General features: G+C 74.6%; 17 protein-coding genes. 13 read left to right on the forward strand and 4 right to left on the reverse strand.

Translation table 11 applies throughout. The features are described from left to right. The first annotated feature begins 44 nt into the window (after positions 1-44). On the forward strand, positions 45-941 hold the full coding sequence (locus EDF63_RS08685; protein ID WP_123312650.1) for a universal stress protein: 897 nt from the start codon (positions 45-47) through the stop codon (positions 939-941). Here EDF63_RS08685 and EDF63_RS08690 read toward each other — a convergent pair. From EDF63_RS08690 to EDF63_RS08700, 3 genes are all read right to left on the reverse strand, one after another. Then, positions 889-1,896, reverse strand: a complete 1,008-nt coding sequence (locus EDF63_RS08690) for an SGNH/GDSL hydrolase family protein (RefSeq protein WP_148061756.1) — start codon at positions 1,894-1,896, stop codon at positions 889-891. The two genes, EDF63_RS08685 and EDF63_RS08690, sit on opposite strands and share 53 nt — an antisense overlap. 71 nt (positions 1,897-1,967) lie before the next feature. Further along, the gene (locus EDF63_RS08695) at positions 1,968-2,324 is read right to left on the reverse strand and encodes a PRC-barrel domain-containing protein (protein WP_123312652.1); all 357 of its coding nucleotides are present in this window, start codon (positions 2,322-2,324) and stop codon (positions 1,968-1,970) included. 50 nt (positions 2,325-2,374) lie between these two features. Next, the gene (locus EDF63_RS08700) at positions 2,375-3,367 is read right to left on the reverse strand and encodes a glycosyltransferase family 9 protein (protein WP_123312653.1); all 993 of its coding nucleotides are present in this window, start codon (positions 3,365-3,367) and stop codon (positions 2,375-2,377) included. A gap of 101 nt (positions 3,368-3,468) precedes the next feature. Here EDF63_RS08700 and EDF63_RS08705 point away from each other — a divergent pair, with 101 nt between their 5' ends. Genes EDF63_RS08705 through EDF63_RS08735 form a run of 7 tightly spaced genes read left to right on the forward strand, consistent with a single transcriptional unit; the run spans position 3,469 to position 10,271 of the window. Next, entirely contained in the window at positions 3,469-4,035 is a 567-nt protein-coding gene (locus EDF63_RS08705) for an HAD-IIIA family hydrolase (RefSeq protein ID WP_123312654.1), read from the forward strand. Next, complete coding sequence (locus EDF63_RS08710) at positions 4,032-5,108, forward strand: glycosyltransferase family 9 protein (RefSeq protein ID WP_260233031.1); 1,077 nt, start codon at positions 4,032-4,034, stop codon at positions 5,106-5,108. The genes EDF63_RS08705 and EDF63_RS08710 overlap by 4 nt, the downstream gene beginning before the upstream one ends. Positions 5,109-5,162: 54 nt before the next feature. Beyond that, positions 5,163-6,164 (forward strand): glycosyltransferase, encoded by a 1,002-nt coding sequence (locus tag EDF63_RS08715; protein WP_123312655.1) that lies wholly within the window; start codon positions 5,163-5,165, stop codon positions 6,162-6,164. After that, positions 6,161-7,492: a glycosyltransferase gene (locus tag EDF63_RS08720; RefSeq protein ID WP_123312656.1), complete on the forward strand. Its 1,332-nt coding sequence runs from the start codon at positions 6,161-6,163 to the stop codon at positions 7,490-7,492. Before EDF63_RS08715 ends, EDF63_RS08720 begins: the two co-directional genes overlap by 4 nt. Beyond that, a complete protein-coding gene (locus tag EDF63_RS08725) occupies positions 7,489-8,109 on the forward strand; it encodes an SIS domain-containing protein (protein WP_123312657.1) in 621 nt (206 codons plus the stop codon). The genes EDF63_RS08720 and EDF63_RS08725 overlap by 4 nt, the downstream gene beginning before the upstream one ends. A gap of 53 nt (positions 8,110-8,162) precedes the next feature. Continuing rightward, positions 8,163-9,530 carry a PfkB family carbohydrate kinase gene (locus tag EDF63_RS08730; RefSeq protein WP_123313112.1) on the forward strand — a complete coding sequence of 456 codons (1,368 nt, stop codon included), beginning with the start codon at positions 8,163-8,165 and terminating at the stop codon, positions 9,528-9,530. Between the two features lie 36 nt (positions 9,531-9,566). Continuing rightward, a complete protein-coding gene (locus EDF63_RS08735) occupies positions 9,567-10,271 on the forward strand; it encodes an SDR family oxidoreductase (RefSeq protein ID WP_123312658.1) in 705 nt (234 codons plus the stop codon). Between the two features lie 254 nt (positions 10,272-10,525). On the opposite strand, the gene EDF63_RS08740 is transcribed toward EDF63_RS08735, so the two are convergent. After that, positions 10,526-11,623: a glycosyltransferase family 9 protein gene (locus tag EDF63_RS08740; RefSeq protein WP_123312659.1), complete on the reverse strand. Its 1,098-nt coding sequence runs from the start codon at positions 11,621-11,623 to the stop codon at positions 10,526-10,528. 144 nt (positions 11,624-11,767) lie between these two features. Here EDF63_RS08740 and EDF63_RS08745 point away from each other — a divergent pair, with 144 nt between their 5' ends. The 5 genes from EDF63_RS08745 (at position 11,768) to EDF63_RS08765 (ending at position 17,470) form a co-directional block, all read left to right on the forward strand. Beyond that, complete coding sequence (locus EDF63_RS08745) at positions 11,768-13,183, forward strand: aldehyde dehydrogenase (protein WP_123312660.1); 1,416 nt, start codon at positions 11,768-11,770, stop codon at positions 13,181-13,183. After that, the gene (rfaE2, locus tag EDF63_RS08750; RefSeq protein WP_123312661.1) at positions 13,180-14,739 is read left to right on the forward strand and encodes a D-glycero-beta-D-manno-heptose 1-phosphate adenylyltransferase; all 1,560 of its coding nucleotides are present in this window, start codon (positions 13,180-13,182) and stop codon (positions 14,737-14,739) included. The genes EDF63_RS08745 and rfaE2 overlap by 4 nt, the downstream gene beginning before the upstream one ends. A gap of 93 nt (positions 14,740-14,832) precedes the next feature. After that, complete coding sequence (locus tag EDF63_RS08755) at positions 14,833-15,591, forward strand: DedA family protein (RefSeq protein ID WP_123312662.1); 759 nt, start codon at positions 14,833-14,835, stop codon at positions 15,589-15,591. After that, complete coding sequence (locus EDF63_RS08760) at positions 15,588-16,811, forward strand: sensor histidine kinase (protein WP_123312663.1); 1,224 nt, start codon at positions 15,588-15,590, stop codon at positions 16,809-16,811. Before EDF63_RS08755 ends, EDF63_RS08760 begins: the two co-directional genes overlap by 4 nt. Continuing rightward, positions 16,808-17,470 carry a response regulator transcription factor gene (locus EDF63_RS08765; RefSeq protein WP_123312664.1) on the forward strand — a complete coding sequence of 221 codons (663 nt, stop codon included), beginning with the start codon at positions 16,808-16,810 and terminating at the stop codon, positions 17,468-17,470. The genes EDF63_RS08760 and EDF63_RS08765 overlap by 4 nt, the downstream gene beginning before the upstream one ends. Positions 17,471-17,800: the final 330 nt, after the last annotated feature.

Raw genomic sequence — 17,800 nt, forward strand, 5'->3', positions numbered from 1 at the left:
AGGTGACGCCCCCGGAGGACCTGCGACGAAGGAGGCCGATCGGGATGGACGAGCGATGGACGACGGTGACGTTGGCTGCCGACGCGGCGATGCCCCACGACGAGGCGCTCCGGTGGATCGCCGCGCGGGTCGGCACGGGCATCGAACGGCTCAGGATCATCGGCGCCGACCACGCGCTGGAGGGCCGGACCCCGGTCGCCGACCAGCTCGCCGAGGCCGCGCGGACCGCGCTGCCCGGTGTGGCGGTCGAGGTGCACCGGCATGCCGGCCCGTTCGCGGCCGCGCTCGTCGAGGAGTCGGACGGCGGCGACCTGCTCGTGATCGGGAGCTTCCGCCACCGGCGCGGGTCGACGGCCGGCGGGGACCCGGCACGGGTCGCCGAGCGTGCGGCCGTCCCGACGGTTGTCGTACCGGAGGGTCCGCACCCGATCGACGGCGACGTCGTGCTGGCGGTCGAGGACCCGATCGACGAGCGGGCGGTGTCCATCGCCGTCGACGAGGCCGTCCGGCGGAACCGCCGGCTGACGCTGCTGCGTGCGTGGGAGATGCCCGTGCTCACCCGGACGGGGCTCACCGACTTCGCCGAGGACCCGCTCCGGTGGCGGACGCGCAACGCCGAGCTGTTGCAGCAGGTGACGTCCGTCCTGACGGCGCGGTACCCGTCACTCCGCCTCCGCCCGTTGCTGGTCGAGGGGCACCCGGGCCACGCGATCGCCTCGCACACCCGCCGGGCGTCGCTGGTGGTGCTGGGCCGCGGCCACGTGCGTGCGCTGTCGGGCTCGTTGCTCCACGACGTGGTGCGCGAGACGGCCGCCCCCGTCTGCGTCGTGCCACCGGCGGCGCACCCCGACGCGCGGGCCGCGTCGGTGGACGCGGCCGATGGAGCGCTCAGCCGGCGAGGGCGCGGATCGCGGCGGCCATCCGAGCGGTCAGGTAGGTGACGCCGCGCTCGTTCGGGTGCAGGGCGCCCGCCTTCAGGTCGATCTTCCGCAGGTCACCGGAGCCGGTCAGGGTGACCCCGGCGACGTAGCGCTTCGACGCCGCGCACGGTGAGTGGTCCTGGGTGCTCGCGAAGACGTCGACGAACCGCACCCCGGCGGCGTCGGCAGCCGACCGGGAGACCTCGTTGAGCTCGTCCTGGACCCCGTGCAGGTACTCGACGTCGGTGTCCGTGAACGGGTAGGTGTCCGAGGGGAACGAGCCCGCCAGGGTGCCGAGGTCGAGCGCGGATCGGAAGCAGCCCTTCGCGGGGGTGTCCTCGGCGTCGGGGAAGATCGCCGGGTACCCGAGGAACACGACGACGGCGTTCGGGGCGGCCCGCTGCACCGCGCCCAGGGTGTCCGCGATGCCGAGTGCCACGCGCGACTGGATCTTCACGGCGAGCTGGTCGACGCCGTCCCGCACCAGGGTGCTCTCGCACGAGGGGGCGTCGCGGCCCGAGAACACCGGGCCGTCCGCGGAGATCGCCAGGCAGGACGCGGCCGTGCCGAACAGATCGGCGTCGTTGCCGCCGATCGTCAGGGTCACCAGCCGGGTGCGGTCGGACAACGCCTCGATCTGGGGTGGGACCCCGTTGAACTGGTGGCCCGTGGTGACGTCGTCGCTCGTGGCGCCGGCGCAGGTGACGTCGGTCAGGGCGAGCCCGAACTGCGCCGCGAGCCGGTGCGGGTAGTCGCGCGCCGACTGCACGCAGGCGGTGGTGGGCAGTCCGGTGCGGTCCCGCAGGCCGTACCCGGCCGAGTAGGAGTCGCCGAGCGCGACGTACTCGCTCCCAGGCGGGATCGCGTCGAGCGACTCGGCGGGGTCGCCGGTGACGGGGTACGGCGCCGGCACCGGCCACATCGGCGCCGCGGACGCCGACGGCACGCCGACGGACCCGCCGAGGCCCGTTGCCACGAGACAGACGGCGCCGACCACCGCCAGGGCGGCGCGCAGTGGTCGGCGGACGATGCGGAGCAGGTGCGGCCTCAGCGGCGTCCGAGGCGGCGCTCGCCGCCGCTGCCCGTGCGGTACTCGATGCCGTAGTGCTGGTACAGCTCAGGCTCGGTCGCGGCGTCGAGCTCGCCGTCGGTCGCGATGGACGGCGCGTCCTTCACGAGCTTCTTCGGGAAGGCGACACGCAGGTGCTTCGGCGCGACGGTCGCCCCGACGAGCGGGACGAACACGAGCTTGTGGAAGCCGACGAGCCCGGTCGTGAGCGCACCGAACGTCGGTTCGGACGTGGCGGTGTCGTAGTAGATGCTCTCGAGCGTCCCGACCTTGTCCTCGGCCTCGTCGACGACCGGCAGGCCGATCCAGTCACGGATGTTGGCGGCTTCGAACACGAAGGACTCCTTCCGAGTGCCCGGTGGGTCCGGGTGGCTCTCGGTCGACGCTACCGGTCGGTCGCCTGTGCGGTCACCGCGAGGACGCCGAGTCGGTCCACCGCGGCGAGCACGTCGTCCGCCCCGACCGCGAGGATGGCGGGGTCGGGGTCCTCGGCGAAGACGTCGCCGCGCCGGACCGAGGCGTCCGTCAGGACGATGTGCGGGCCGGATGCCGGGGGTCCCCATGCCTCCGGCGGCGCCGGACCGAAGAGCACCACGGACGGCACGCCGTAGGCGGTCGCGAGGTGCGCGGCGCCGGTGTCGACGGTCACGACGACGCGTGCCGCGGCGACCACCCACGCGAAGTCCTGCAGCTCCAGGGAGCCGGCCAGCACCGCCCCCGGCGCCAGGCCGGCCGCGTCCGCGACGGCACGGGCCCGGACGACGTCGTCCGCGCCTCCCGTCAGGACCACGTCGGCACCGCGGTCCCGCAGCCCACGCACCACGTCGGCGAAGCGGTCCGTCGGCCAGTGCCGCGCCCCGTGGAAGGCACCCACGTGCACGACGGCGGCGTCGGCGACGACGGGCGGCGCCACCGGACGGGCGAGGGACACGTCGTCGGCGTCGGCGGGCACGCCGTGCCAGGTGAGCAGGTCCGCCCAGCGGTCGCGCTCGTGCACGTCGGACCGCCACTCCGGGCCCTCGTAGCCGTGGGTGGGGTCCGCGTGCCCGATGACCCGGCGGGGCTGGAGGGCGGCGATCAGGTCGGACGACTCCGGACCGGCGCCGTGCAGGTTCACCGCGATGTCGACCGTGCCCGCGGGGACGGCGATCGGGTGGTCGAGGCCGTGCTGCGCCAGGTGGACGTCCACCGCCGGGACGAGTTCGACGACCGGAGCCAACCACGCGGTCGTCGCGAGGGTGATCCGGTGGTCGGGGAAGGCCCGTCGCAGGGCACGGAGCGCGGGGACGGCGACCAGGAGGTCGCCGAGCTTGATGGCGCGGAGGACGACGAGTTCGGGGCGTCCGTCGGCGTCGGGGAGTGTCTCGAGGGCGGTCACGACCGCGACGGTAGGCGCTGTGCGCTGGTCGCGTCGGCAGCCAACGCGTTCCCCGGCTGTTCCTGGGGCGGCGCCCGGCGGCTCCCCGGTACTCCGGGAGCATGTCCCTCGCACCGGACCGCGTGATCCGCGGCCTGCTCTTCGACCGCGACGACACCCTCGTCGTGGACGTCCCCTACAACGCCGACCCGCACCTGGTGGTCCCCGTCCCCGGCGCTCGTCGTGCCGTGGAGCGGGCCCGTGCGGCGGGACTGCTGCTCGGCGTGGTCACGAACCAGTCCGCGATCGCGAAGGGCCTCGCGACGCGTGCGCAGGTGGACGCGACGAACGACCGGGTCGACGAGCTCGTCGGACCGTTCGACGTCTGGTGCGTCTGCCCGCACGACGCCGCCGACGACTGCGCCTGCCGGAAGCCGCGCCCGGGCATGGTGCTCGACGCGGCCGAGCGACTCGGCGTGCCCCCGGAGGCGCTCGTGGTGATCGGCGACATCGGCGCCGACGTGCTGGCGGCGCGGGCCGCCGGGGCGCAGGGCGTGCTCGTGCCGACGCCGCGCACGCGCGCCGAGGAGGTCGACGCCGCCGACACGGTCGCGCGGACCCTCGCCGAGGCCGTCGACCTCGTGATCGCGGCGGCCGAGCCGTCGCTCGTCGAGACGGACCGGGCGTGAGCCGCCCCCGCGTCCTGGTGGCGCGCCTCGACTCCTTCGGCGACGTCCTGGTCGCCGGCCCCGCCGTCCGTGCCGTCGCCGCCGGGGCGTCGCACGTCGCGATGCTGTGCGGGCCGCAGGGCGCGCCGGCGGCCGACCTGCTGCCCGGCGTCGACCGGGTCCGGGTGTGGGCCGCGCCGTGGGTCACCGAGACCGCGCGGCCGATCGACGACACCGTGCTCGACGAGTTCCGTGCGCTCGTCGCCGAGGAACGCCCCGACGAAGCGGTCGTCCTCACCTCGTTCCACCAGTCGCCGTTGCCGCTGGCGCTGCTCCTGCGTCTCGCCGGCGTCCCCCGCGTGTCCGGGGCGTCGGTCGACCACCCCGGCGCACTGCTCGACGTGCGGCTCCGGCCCGGCGAGGACCTGCCCGAGGACCTCCCCGAGCCGGAGCGTGCGCTGCGGATCGCCGCGGCGGCCGGGTTCCGGCTGCCGCCGGAGGACGACGGGAGGCTCGTGGTCCGCCACGACGCCGTCGCACCACCGTCCGTGGCCGGGCTGGAGCGGTACGTGGTCGTCCACCCCGGTGCGAGTGTGCCGGCCCGGTCGTGGCCGGAATCGCACCACCGGGAGCTCGTCGCCGCCTACGCCGAGCGCCGCGTGCCCGTCGTCGTGACCGGCTCCCCCGGCGAACGCGACCTCACCGCCGCCGTCGCCGGCGAGACCGCCGTCGACCTCGGCGGCCGGACCACGCCGGCCGAGCTCGCCGCCGTCCTGGCCGGCGCCGAGGTCGTCGTCGTCGGCAACACCGGCCCGGCGCACCTCGCCGCTGCGGTCGGCGCACCGATCGTCAGCCTGTTCTCGCCGGTCGTCCCCGCGGTCAAGTGGGCGCCGTACGCGCCGCTGGTCGAACTCCTCGGGGACCAGGCCGCACCGTGCCGTCTCAGCCGGGCGCGGGAGTGCCCCGTCGCGGGGCACCCGTGCCTGTCCACGGTGCGCATCGAGGACGTCCTCGCAGCCCACGGACGGCTGCTCGACCGCGCTTCGCGGATGGAACCGAGAAGTCTGCGGAGCGCCCCAGAAGGCGCTGCGTAGCGTCCGCCACTGCTTCTCCTTCTCCTCCTGCTCGACCCACCCGAAAGGCTCCGCATGCGCATCCTCGTGTGGCACGTGCACGGTGGCTGGATGGACGCGTTCGTCCGCGGCCCGCACGAGTACCTGATCCCGACCACGCCGGCGCGCGACGCCTGGGGTCTCGGCCGCGGTGGCCGTGCCTGGCCGGCGTCCGCGATCGAGATCGACCCCGCCGACGTCGCCGACGCCGACGTGGACGTCGTCGTCCTGCAGCGCACCGAGGAACTCGAGGCGGCCAAGCGCCTGCTCGGCGGTCGCGACGTGCCGATCGTCTTCGTCGAGCACAACGCCCCCCGGGTCGACGTGCCGAACAGCCTGCACCCGTTCCGCGACCGTGACGACCTGACCATCGCGCACGTCACGCACTGGAACGCGCTGATGTGGGACTGCGGGACCACGCGCACCACCGTCGTCGAGCACGGGGTCGTCGACCCCGGGCCGCTGTACACCGGCTCACTCGAACGCCTCGGCGTCGTCATCAACGAGCCCGTCCGCCGGAACCGCGTCGTCGGCACCGACCTGCTCCCGCGGTTCGCGGCCGTGGCGCCCGTCGACGTCTGGGGCATGGGCACCGAACGACTGCCGGAACTCGGCTTCGGCGACCGCGTGGTCGCGCAGGGCGACGTCCAGGCCGACCCGATGCACGCCGCACTCGCCGAACGACGGGCCTACGTCCACCCGAACCGGTGGACCTCGCTCGGGCTCTCGCTCCTCGAGGCGATGCACCTGGCCATGCCCGTCCTGGTGCTGGCCTCGACCGACGCGCCCCGCACGGTGCCGGGCGAGGCCGGTGCGATCGCGACGGACGTCGAGGAGCTGGTGCGCGCCTCCCGGATCCTCATCGAAGACCCCGACGAGGCACGCCGACGGGGCGCCGTGGCCCGCGAGGCCGTGCTCGCACGACACGCGCTCGGCCGCTTCACCGCCGACTGGGACGAGCTGCTCGACGACGCCGTGACCCGTGGCACCGGACGCAACCGGGCGGCCGCGGCCGCCCTCGAGGGGAGCCCCCGATGAAGATCGCGATGGTGTCCGAGCACGCGAGTCCGCTCGCCGTGCTCGGCGGTGTCGACGCCGGTGGACAGAACGTCCACGTGGCCGAACTGTCCGGAGCGCTCGCCGACCGCGGGCACCAGGTGACCGTCTACACGCGGCGGGACGACGCGGCGCAGCCCGTCCGGGTCCCGCTGCGCCCCGGTGTCGAGGTCGTGCACGTCGACGCCGGACCCGCGCGGCACGTGTCGAAGGACGAGCTGTTCCCGTTCATGGGGACGTTCGCGTCGGTGCTCGCCGCGGAGTGGTTCGTGGACCGGCCCGACGTCGTGCACGCCCACTTCTGGATGTCCGGGCACGCGGCGCTCGACGCCGTCGCGCAGGTGCAGGCGCGGACCGGTGGCACCCGCATCCCCGTCGCGCAGACGTTCCACGCGCTCGGCGTCGTGAAGCGTCGACACCAGGGGGCGGCCGACACGAGTCCCGCGGAGCGCGAGTGGCTCGAACCGGCCGTCGGGCGGAGTGCCGACCAGGTGGTCGCCACGTGCTCCGACGAGGCCTTCGAACTCAAGGCGCTCGGAGTCCCCCTGCAGCGCATCTCCGTCGTGCCGTGCGGCGTCGACGTGTCACTGTTCCGCCCGGACGGACCCGTCGAGGAGCGCGGCCGTGCACAGCGGGTCCTCACCGCGTCGCGCCTGGTGCGGCGCAAGGGCGTCGGCACGACGATCGCGGCGCTCGCCGCCCTGGTCGCCCAGGGTCGCGACGTCGAACTCGTCGTCGTCGGCGGTGCCGGCGTCGCCGGGGCCGACCTGGTGGACGACCCCGAGTACCAGCGGCTCGACGCCCTCGCCCGGACGCTCGGGGTCCGTGACCACGTGACCTTCCGCGGACAGCTGGGGCAGCACGAGATGCCCGCCGTCTACCGGAGTGCCGACGTCGTGGTCTGCGCACCCTGGTACGAGCCCTTCGGCATCGTGCCCCTCGAGGCGATGGCCTGCGGACGACCCGTCGTCGCGTCGAGCGTCGGCGGCCTCATCGACACCGTCGTCGAGGACGGCACGGGGCTGCACGTCCCGCCGCGCGACGAGGCCGAGGTCGCTGCCGCCGTCGGCGCCCTGCTCGACGACCCCGACCGCCGCGAGGCACTCGGCCGGGCCGGCCGCGCACGCGCCGAGTCCCGGTACACGTGGCAGAAGGTCGCCGCGGACAGCGAGCGCGTCTACCAGCGGCTCCTGGCCGGTGCGGTCGCCGTGGCCGCACCGACCGCACCCGCGGGCGCACCGCAGCGCACCGCCACCCACGCCGGACGGGTCACCCGTGCCGCACAGCCGACCGAGAGGACCGCCCGATGACCATCGACCAGCAGCCCGGGATCGACGAGCACACGACCGCGAGTGCACGCATTGTGCTCGACCACGTCGCGGCCTCGGTCCCCGTGATCGCGTCACTCGTCGACCACCACGACCACATCGCCGCCTGGGCCGACGACATCGCCGGCCGGCTCGTCGCGGGCCGACGGCTGCTCGCCGCCGGCAACGGCGGATCCGCCGCCGAGGCGCAGCACCTGACCTCGGAGCTCACCGGTCGGTTCGACGGCGACCGCCCGGCCTACTCGGCGATCTCGCTGCACGCGGAGACCTCGGCGGTCACGGCCATCGGCAACGACTACGGGTTCGACCAGGTGTTCGCCCGCCAGGTGTCGGCGCACGCCCGGGTCGGCGACGTCGTCGTGCTGCTGTCGACCAGCGGCAAGAGCCCGAACCTGCTCCGCGCCGCCGAGGCCGCCCGCGCCGTCGGTGCACGCGCGATCGCACTGACCGGACCGCGACCGAACCCGCTGGCCGACGCGGTGGACGACGCGATCTGCATCGAGGGCCCGTCCGCCAACGTGCAGGAGGCGCAGCTCGTCCTCGTGCACGCCCTGTGCCGGGCGATGGAGCCCGCACTGCACCGTGGAGGACGACGATGACGACACAGCCGCAGCCGCAGTCGTCGGCACCCCACCGCACCGCCGGTCGTCGCCTGCGGATCGCCGTCGTGGGCGACACGCTGCTCGACGTCGACGTGGCCGGTACGAGCGAACGGCTCAGCCCGGACGCGCCCGTACCCGTCGTCGACGTCACCACCGACGACCGCCGAGCGGGTGGTGCCGGACTCGTCGCCACGATGCTCGCGCGCGACGGGCACGACGTCACCCTGGTCTCCGTCCTGAGCGAGGACGCCCGCGCGCAGGAGATCCGCGACCTGCTCCCCGACGTCACCGTCGTCGCCGGCCCGTCCGGCGCACCGACACCGGTGAAGACCCGGGTGCGCGTCGTCGACCACGCCCTGGTCCGGATCGACGAGGGCTGCGCGACCCCGCCCGTCCCCGAGGCGACCGACGCCATGACCGCCGCCCTCGACGACGTCGACGCGGTCGTCGTCGCCGACTACGGCCGCGGGGTCGCCGCCGTCCCGGCCCTCCGGGACGCCCTGGCACGGGTCGCCGAGCGCACGCCCGTGGTGTGGGACCCGCACCCGAAGGGCGCCGCACCGGTCGCCGGGATCACCGTGGCCACCCCGAACGCCGCCGAAGCACGACGCTTCACCGACGTCGAGGGGCACGGCGTGCCCTTCGCCACGGTCGCTGCAGCCCGGCTCGTCGAGCAGTGGGAGGTCGGCGCGGTCGCCGTGACGATGGGCGACCGCGGGGCACTCCTCGCCGATGCCGAGGGCGACAGCCGCTTCGTCCCGGCGCCCTCCGTCAGCGCCGGCGACCCCTGTGGTGCCGGCGACCGGCTCGCCGCCGGGGTCGCCGTCGCGCTGGCCGGTGGAGCGGACGTCCCCGAAGCCGTCTCCGCCGGTGTGGTCGCCGCGTCCGAGTACCTCGCGGCCGGCGGCGTCGCGGCGCTCTTCGCCGACGTCGGCGCGGCTCCGCTCCCGGTGCCCGGCGCCGACCGCGACGCCCTGCGCACCGTGCACGACGTCCGCAGTGCCGGCGGCACCGTCGTCGCGACGGGCGGCTGCTTCGACCTGCTGCACGCCGGCCACGCCCGCACGTTGTCCGCGGCTCGGGCGCTCGGCGACTGCCTGGTCGTGTGCCTCAACTCGGACAGTTCCGTCCGGGCGCTCAAGGGACCCGACCGGCCGATCATGACGCAGGACGACCGGGTCGAACTGCTGCTCGCCCTGGACTGCGTCGACGCCGTCGTCGTGTTCGACGAGCACACCCCCGACGAAGCCCTGCGGCGCTTCCGGCCGGACGTCTGGGCGAAGGGCGGCGACTACACCGCGAGCGAACTGCCCGAGGCCGAGACGCTCGCCGAGTGGGGCGGACGCGTCGTCACCGTCCCGTTCCACCCCGGCCGCTCGACGACCCGGCTCGCCGCGGCCCTCGAACACGTCGGCTGAGGCCGACACGATCCACGCCCCTACGGAAGGAAGTCCATGCCCGTCCCCACCACCCCCATCGGCCGCGTCCTCGTCACCGGCGGTGCCTCCGGTCTCGGCGCCGCGGTCGTCGCCGCGGTCACCGAGGCCGGCGGCACCCCGATCGTCCTCGACCTGCGCGTCGACGCGGTGCCCGAGGGCATCGACGCCGTGGCCGTCGACGTGTCGGACACCGACGCGGTCGAGCAGGCGGTCCGTCAGGCCGCCGAGCGCCACGACGGACTCGACGCCGTCGTCACCGCCGCGGGGATCGACACGCCGGCACCGATCGACGCGATCTCGTCGGGCAACTGGGAGAAGATCGTCGCCGTCAACCTGATCGGCACCGCTTCGGTGGTCCGGGCAGCGCTCCCCGCGCTCGAGGCGACCCACGGTCGGGTCGTGACGATCTCGTCGTCGCTGGCCCTGCGCGGCGTCGGCGACGGCACCGCGTACTCGGCGTCGAAGTTCGGCGTCCGCGGGTTCTCGCAGGCCCTGGCGGCCGAGACCGCCGGCCGCATCGGCGTCACGAACGTGATCCCGGCCGGCATGCGGACGAACTTCTTCGCCGACCGCACCGAGCAGTACAAGCCGGGGCCGGACGCGCAGCTGATCGAGCCGGAGTACGTCGCGAACTCGATCATCTTCGCGTTGTCGCAGCCGGCTGGCTGCGAGATCCGCGAGCTGTCGATCATGCCCGCGACGGAGCCCAGCTGGCCGTAGGGCCGGCGGCCCCGTCCACCTCGCGAAAGCGACAGATCCCTGCGGAACGTTCGCAGGGATCTGTCGCTTTCGCGGACGCCGGACGGGAGGCGCGGTGCCGGTGGTGCGCCGGGCCTCCCGTCCGTCCGTTTCGTGACGTTGCCTGCACGGTGCGGCTTGCGTCGTCTGGTGCCGGGTTGACGGCGTGGTGCGCACTTGCAGCGCCGCACGGTGCGGCCAACCGTGCACGGGATGGCGGCGTGCGCACGGTGCGGTCAGACGGTGCGGAGCAGGTCGGCCACGTCGTCGAGGACCGGCTGCGGGTCGACCTCGTCGACGTAGGACGGATCGTGCGCGCAGCGCTCGGCCGTCCACCCCACCTGCGTGACGTCGACCCCGCAGACCGGGCAGCGGGTCACGTACGACAGGTGCACGCGGTGGCGCCCGCGGTCGAACGGTCCGGCGTTGACGACGTTCCCGAACCAGAACACGCCGACGGTGGGCGTCCCGACGGCGACCGCCAGGTGCCGCGGCCCAGAGTCGTCGCCGACCATGACGTCGGCGGCGGCGAGCACGGCCGGCAGCCCGCCGAGCGGCACGGTACCGGTCAGGTCGTGCACCCGGTCGGTGAGGTGGGCGGGCAGCGCGTCGACGATGGCCGTCGCCGCCGGCACGTCGGAGGCGTCGCCGACGAGCACGACGTCGTCGCCGGCCTCGAGACGGGCGCAGGCGACGGCGGCGAACCGGTCCGGGCTCCAGCGCCGACGCGGATCGGTCGCGCCGGGGTGGATCGCGACGAGTCGCGCGCCGTCCCCGGTGACGCCCAACCGCTCACGGACCGCTGCCCGCTCGTGGTCGGCGACGCGCACCCGGGGGTCGAGCGTCACGGGCACCGCCCCGGCGAGGGACACGACCTCGAGGGCACGGAGCACCTCGTGCTGGTAGTAGACGTAGCGGACCCAGCGCTCGAGGACCTCGGCGTCCTCGGTCGCGGTGCCGACGGTGTGCCGGGCGCCGAGCCGGAGCAGGAACGGGTTCGAGTTGCGGCCGCCACCGTGCAGCTGCACCGCGAGGTCGAACCGGCCGTGCAGGCGCGCGACGAAGTCCTCGGCGTCGGGCGCTCCGTCGCCGGAGTCGCGGACGCCCGGCGCGATCGGGAGTTCCTCGAAGGCGTGGACGGCGTCGGTCCGCCCACGGAGGACCGTTTCAGCGGCGGGTGTGCCGAGCAGGGTGATGCGCGCGTCCGGGTAGGCCGCCGCGAGTGCCTCGAGCGCGGGCACGGCGAACATCAGGTCGCCGAGACCCCCACCGCGGAGCACCGCGATCTCCGTCACGCCGTCGAACCGTTCTCCGCCCACACCGATCTGCTGCACGACTCCCGTCTACCGGTCGGACGCCGGTGGCACGTCCAGCACCGGGCTGCGGAGGGCCGTCGATGGACACGAAGCGCGATGCCGAGACCGCACACAGAGGAGTCCGAGCAGCGTCTGACTCCCGCCCGTCTCCGGAAGGACACCATGACGATCGCACCCGCTGCTGCCGACGCCACCACGGACCTGGTGGTGACCGACCCCGTCGACGGGACGGTCGCGTCGACCGTGCCCTGTGCCTCCGAGCCGGAGGTCCGCGACGCCGTCGCCCGTGCCAGGGCCGCGGCCGGCCCGTGGGCGCGCACCGCCCCGGCCGAGCGCGGCGCGCTCCTGCGCGCGGCGGCCGAGCACGTGCGTGCGCACGCGCAGGAGCTCGCCGACCTGAACACCCGCGAGACCGGCAAGGTGCCGGGTGATGCACTCGGCGGGGTCGAGGCGGGCGTCGGCACCCTGGTGCAGTACGCCGAACTCGGCCCGGTGCACCGCGGCGAGGCCCTGCGCGGCCAGTTCGGTGCCGCCGACTGGGCGGTCCCGCACCCCCGTGGCGTGGTGCTCGCCCTGACGCCGTGGAACGACCCCGTCGCCGTGGCGTGCGGCATCCTCGGCGCAGCGATCGTGACGGGCAACACCGTGGTGCACAAGGGCAGCGAGCGCTCCCCCGCGACCATCGCCCGCCTGAACGCCCTGCTCGCCGAGGTCCTGCCCGACGGCGTGCTCGTCGGCGTCGACGGGGACGGCTCCACGGGCGAGCTGCTGCTCGCCCAGGACGGCATCGACGTGTACGCGCACGTCGGGTCCACCGCGACCGGAGACCGACTGTCCGAGGTCGCCGTCGCGACCCGTGCCCATGTGGTCCGCGAGAACGGCGGGAACGACGCGGTCGTCGTCGACGCCGACGTCGACCCGGAGTGGGCCGCCGCCCAGGTGGCGCTCGGCGCGTTCGCGAACACCGGTCAGATCTGCACCAGCGTCGAGCGCGTGTACGTGCACCGCGACGTCGCCGAGCCCTTCGTCGCCGCGCTGGTGGCCGAGGCGGAGCGTCGCACGGCCGCACCCGCGGACACCTACGGTCCGCTCGTCGACGAGCGGCTCCGCAGCACCGTGCAGTCCCACGTCGACGACGCCGTGCAGCGCGGCGCGACGGCTCGGACCGGTGGGGGCACCCCGGACGGTGTCGGGACGTTCTACCCGGCGACCGTGCTCACCGGCTGCACCGACGAGATGCTCGTGATGACCGAGGAGACCTTCGGCCCGATCGCGCCGGTTCGCGTCGTCGACGACTTTGACGAGGGACTCCGGCTCGCCGCCACCGACCGCTACGGCCTCGCCGCGACCGTCCTGACGAACGACACCGGCCACGCCCTGCGCGCCGCAGCCGAGCTGCCGGTCGGCACCGTGAAGGTCAACGCGGTGTTCGGCGGCGCACCGGGCGGCAGCGCCCAGCCGCGCGGCGCGTCCGGAGCGGGCTTCGGGTACGGCCCGCACCTGCTCGACGAGCTGACCACCACCACGGTCGTGCACCTCGAACCCGCACCCGCACGCACCAGCGGCGGCACGAAGTGAGCGTCGACGTCCGGCTCGTCCGCGACCTCGTCGCCACGATCGACGACCGCGAACCGCTCGTCGTCGTGATCGGCGACTGCATCCTCGACCGGTGGACCGTGGGCGAGGCCGAGCGGGTCTCGCGCGAGGCACCGGCACCCGTCGTCCGGGTCACCGAGACCATCGCGGTGCCCGGTGGCGCCGCGAACACCGCGGTGAACGCCCGCGCCCTCGGTGCCCGTGTCCGGATGGTGGGACTCATCGGCGACGACGAGGCCGGCGACGTCCTGCGCGAACGGCTCGAGACCGCCGGTGTCGACACCTCGTTCCTGGTCGAGATCACCGGGGCGCGCACCACCACGAAGTCCCGCGTGGTCGGTGGCGACCGGGTCGTGGTCCGGGTCGACGACCTGGCCGCCACCCCGACCGCCGAGCACAACGAACGGTTGGCACGCGCCGTCGCCCGTGCGATCCGGTGCGCCGACGCCGCGGTCGTCTGCGACTACGGGCTCGGCGTCCGGGCCGCGGACGTCGTGCCGGTGCTGGACCGCGACCGCCCCGGCGCGATCGTCGTGGACGCGCACGACCTGCCCCGCTGGGCGTCGTTGCGACCCGACCTCGTCACGCCCAACGCCGGCGAGGCCGCAGCGCTGCTCGGCCGCGACCTCGGGACCGGTGCCGACCGGGTGGCCGCCGTCGTGGACGCCCGCGCCGACGTCCTCGCCCGCACCGGTGCCCGCGCAGCCGTCGTCACGCTCGACCGCGACGGCACGGTGCTGCTCGAGCGCGATTCGGACGAGGGCTACCGCACCCGTGCGGTCCCGGCGTCCGAACAGCAGGCCTCCGGCGCCGGCGACACGTTCTGCGCCGCCGCGTCGGTGGCACTCGCCGTCGACGCGTCCGTCCGCGACGCGGTGTCGGTGGCGCAGGCCGCCGCCGACGTCGTCGTCCGTGAAGCCGGCACGTCCGTGTGCAGCGCCGCCGCCCTGCTCGCCTCGGTGACGGCCCCGGCAGCCACCGTCGTCGACCACGACGAGCTCGCGGTCGCGGTCGAACGAGCGCGCCAGGACGGGCGTCGGGTGGTGTTCACGAACGGCTGCTTCGACGTCGTGCACCGTGGACACACGACGTACCTGCGCCAGGCCCGTGACCTCGGCGACCTGCTCGTGGTCGCGCTGAACGACGACGACTCGGTGCGACGGCTGAAGGGCCCGGAACGTCCGATCAATCCGGCCGAGGACCGTGCCGGGGTGCTCGCCGCCCTCGCCTGCGTCGACCTGGTCACGGTGTTCGCGACGGACACCCCGATCCCGCTCATCGAACGGCTGCGACCCGAGGTCTACGTCAAGGGCGGGGACTACTCGCCGGAGATGCTCCGCGAGACCGCGGTCGTCCGCGGGTACGGCGGCGAGGTCGTCATGGTCGACTACGTCCCCGAGCACTCCACGACGGCCGTGGTCCGGCGCATCCGCGAAGCCGCGGCGGCGTCGGCCGGGTCCGCGGTGCCGGCCGCCGCGACCACCGCGACCGCGACCGACCCCGAGGGGACCACCGACGGAAAGGTCATACCGCGGTAGGGGGTCGTCGAGACCCCGGCGGGATGGCAGCGCTCGCGGCGCTCCGTAGCGTCGAACCCGTCGACGAGGTCCGTCGGTGGAGGGAGCGTCGCCGTGTTCGACCAGATCACCCCGTTCGTCGTCGAGTTGGCCGCGAGTCCGCTCGTCTACGTCGTGCTCGTCGCACTGTGCTTCGTCGACGGCTTCTTCCCGCCGGTCCCGAGCGAGTCGGCCCTGGTCGCCGTCGCCGCCATCGCCGCCACGTCCGGCCAGCCCGTCCTGGCCGGGGTGCTGGTGGCCGCCGCGGTGGGGGCGATCGCGGGTGACTCGGTGGCGTACTGGATCGGCCGCCGGATCGGACTCGCCCGCCTGGCGCAGTCCCGACGGCCGAGGATCGCTGCGGCGTTCGCGTTCGCCGAACGGCAGATGCAGCGTCGGTCCGCGAGCCTGATCCTGGTCGGCCGCTACATCCCCGTCGGCCGGGTCGCGGTGAACACGACCGCCGGGGCGACCCGGCTGCCCTACCGTCGCTTCCTCGCCATCAGTGCGATCGCCGGGACGGCGTGGTCTGCGACCTCGGTCGGGATCGCCCTGGCCGCGTCGCAGGTGCTGCACGAGCCGCTCGTCGCCGCCCTCGTGTCGATGGTGGTCGCGGGCGGCCTCGGCATCGCGGTCGACCGGGTCATCGGTAGCATCAGCCGCAGGCGCGACGCCCAAGCCGCCCGAGCGGCCGCCGCGACCGTCCCCACGACCGGCGTGCCCACGGCCGGGGCGCCCGCGACCGACGTCCCCACCGCGAGCACCACACCCGTCGCGCACGCCCCGTCCGCCACACCCCGCATCGTCCCCACCGGAGAGATCGTCCGACCGTGACCACCGACCTGCTCCGCCCGCGACCGACCTGGCTGCCGCTGGCGACCCGGATCGCACTCGTGGTCTCGGTGGTGTCCCTGTTCAGCGTCGCCGCCCCGGTGACCTCGGTCCACTACGCCGTCGCCGTCCCACTCTCCCTGCTCGTGTCGGCGGTGCTCGCGGTCAGCATCGGCATCGCCCCGTTCGTCCCCCGCACCGCCGCCGCGGTCCACCTGGTCGGACTCGTCGCGCTCGGCCTGCTCACTGCCCCGGTCGAGACGAGCCCGTGGCCGATCCCGGTCACCGGCATCATCGGCCTGAGCGTCCTGCTCGTCGTGCTCGGGGTCCGCTCGACCTGGCGGCTGACCGCGATCGTGTGGGCCGTCGCCGCCGTGCTCCCCCTGCTGCTCGTCGCCGTGACGCCGGGCCGCTGGGATCAGCCCGCCGTATGGGCGACGAGCTTCGTCGTGTCGGCCGGCGACACGCTCCTGGTCGCCGCAGCCGCCGTCGTCATCGGGCAGCGCCGCAGCATCCGCCAGGAGCTCGTCGCCGCCCGCCGCGACGCCGAGCTCGAGCAGGCCCGGCGCCGCACCGTCGAGGAGCGCTCCCGGATTGCCCGCGAGCTGCACGACGTCGTCGCGCACAGCATGTCCGTCGTGCACATGCAGGCGGAGTCGGCCCCGTACCGGGTGGCCGACCTGCCGCAGGAGGCCCGCGCCGAGTTCGCCGCGATCGCCGAGACCTCGCGCACGGCGCTGCGCGAGATGCGCCAGCTGCTCGGCACCCTGCGCGGGGACACCGCCGCCGAGCGCGCGCCGCAGCCGGACCTCACCGACCTGCCCGCGCTCGTGCAGGCCACGCGCGCCGCCGGCATCCCGGTGGAGCTCGACATCGACATCGACGTCGCCGACGACGTCGACCGGCTCGCACAGCTCACGGTCTACCGGGTCGTGCAGGAGGCGCTCGGCAACGTCGCCCGGCACGCGCCCGGCGCGTCGACCGTCGTGACGGTCAGGAGGCTCGACACGCGTCTCCGGGTCGAGGTCGCCAACACCGCTCCACCAGCGGGCACCGTGCCGGCCGCACCACCCGACGACGGTGGCTTCGGCCTCGCCGGGATGCGCGAGCGGGTGTCCGCGCTCGACGGCACGATCGACCACGGCCCCGTGGCGGACGGCGGCTTCACGGTCGTGGTGACCCTGCCCGTCCTCGTGCCGGCAGCCGACGGGGGAAGCCGATGACGCGGGTGATGGTGGTGGACGACCAGCAGATGTTCCGCATGGGACTGCGGGCGATCCTCCAGGCCCAGGACGACGTCGAGGTCGTGGGCGAGGCCGCGAACGGTGCCGAAGCGGTGGTCGCGGCGATCCGGCTGCAGCCGGACGTGATCCTGATGGACGTCCGGATGCCGGAACTCGACGGGATCGAGGCGACCCGACGGATCACGGCGGCGCCGACGGACCGACCGGTCCGCGTGGTCATGCTGACGACGTTCGACATCGACGACTACGTGTTCGACGCCCTGCGGGCCGGGGCGAGCGGCTTCCTGCTCAAGGACGCGAGCGCCGACGAGCTCGTCGCGGCGGTGCGCACGGTGGCCGCGGGCGAGGCGCTGCTCGCTCCGCGCGTGACCCGGCACCTGGTCGAGGCGTTCGTCGCCGGACCGGTCACCGCCGCTCCGCGCACCGAGGTGCTCGACGTCCTGACCGACCGGGAGCGCGACGTGTTCCTGCTCATGGCGCGCGGGCGGTCGAACGGCGAGATCGCGGGCGACCTGTTCATCGCGGAGCAGACCGTCAAGACCCACGTGGGTCGGGTGCTGGCGAAGTTGCAGTTGCGCGACCGGGTGCACGCCGTGGTGCTGGCGTACGAGGCCGGCCTGGTCCGCCCGCTGGGCTGACGCGTCGCGCACGTCCGTCCAGACACGCCGCTCACGTCCCCCGAGGTTCCGAAATCTGCACATCTCGCGCGCCGAAACGTCGGTCCGTGGAACCTCGGCGTCGCGCCGGCGGCGTGTCGCGCGAGCTCGTCGGTGTCGCAGGGCCGGGCACGGGTGCCGGTCACGCGCGGGTCCTTGCGCGCGCAACCAGCGACATCGCCGATGTCGTACGACGTCGAGAACGTCGCAACTGCGCGCCCGCAACAGTTGCACACGCGGAGCGGCGACGAGGTCGTCGTCGAACGACATCGAGAGTGTCGCACCAGGTCGACGCGGGGCGCGGTGGGCAAA

Source organism: Curtobacterium sp. JUb34 (assembly GCF_003755065.1).
Taxonomy (GTDB): domain Bacteria; phylum Actinomycetota; class Actinomycetes; order Actinomycetales; family Microbacteriaceae; genus Curtobacterium.

Bases quoted from the DNA above. Each gene is read 5' to 3' on its own strand.
- EDF63_RS08685 (WP_123312650.1), top strand. From the start codon at position 45: ATGGACGAGCGATGGACGACGGTGACGTTGGCTGCCGACGCGGCGATG.
- EDF63_RS08705 (WP_123312654.1), top strand. From the start codon at position 3,469: ATGTCCCTCGCACCGGACCGCGTGATCCGCGGCCTGCTCTTCGACCGC.
- EDF63_RS08715 (WP_123312655.1), top strand. From the start codon at position 5,163: ATGCGCATCCTCGTGTGGCACGTGCACGGTGGCTGGATGGACGCGTTC.
- EDF63_RS08720 (WP_123312656.1), top strand. From the start codon at position 6,161: ATGAAGATCGCGATGGTGTCCGAGCACGCGAGTCCGCTCGCCGTGCTC.
- EDF63_RS08725 (WP_123312657.1), top strand. From the start codon at position 7,489: ATGACCATCGACCAGCAGCCCGGGATCGACGAGCACACGACCGCGAGT.
- EDF63_RS08735 (WP_123312658.1), top strand. From the start codon at position 9,567: ATGCCCGTCCCCACCACCCCCATCGGCCGCGTCCTCGTCACCGGCGGT.
- EDF63_RS08745 (WP_123312660.1), top strand. From the start codon at position 11,768: ATGACGATCGCACCCGCTGCTGCCGACGCCACCACGGACCTGGTGGTG.
- EDF63_RS08765 (WP_123312664.1), top strand. From the start codon at position 16,808: ATGACGCGGGTGATGGTGGTGGACGACCAGCAGATGTTCCGCATGGGA.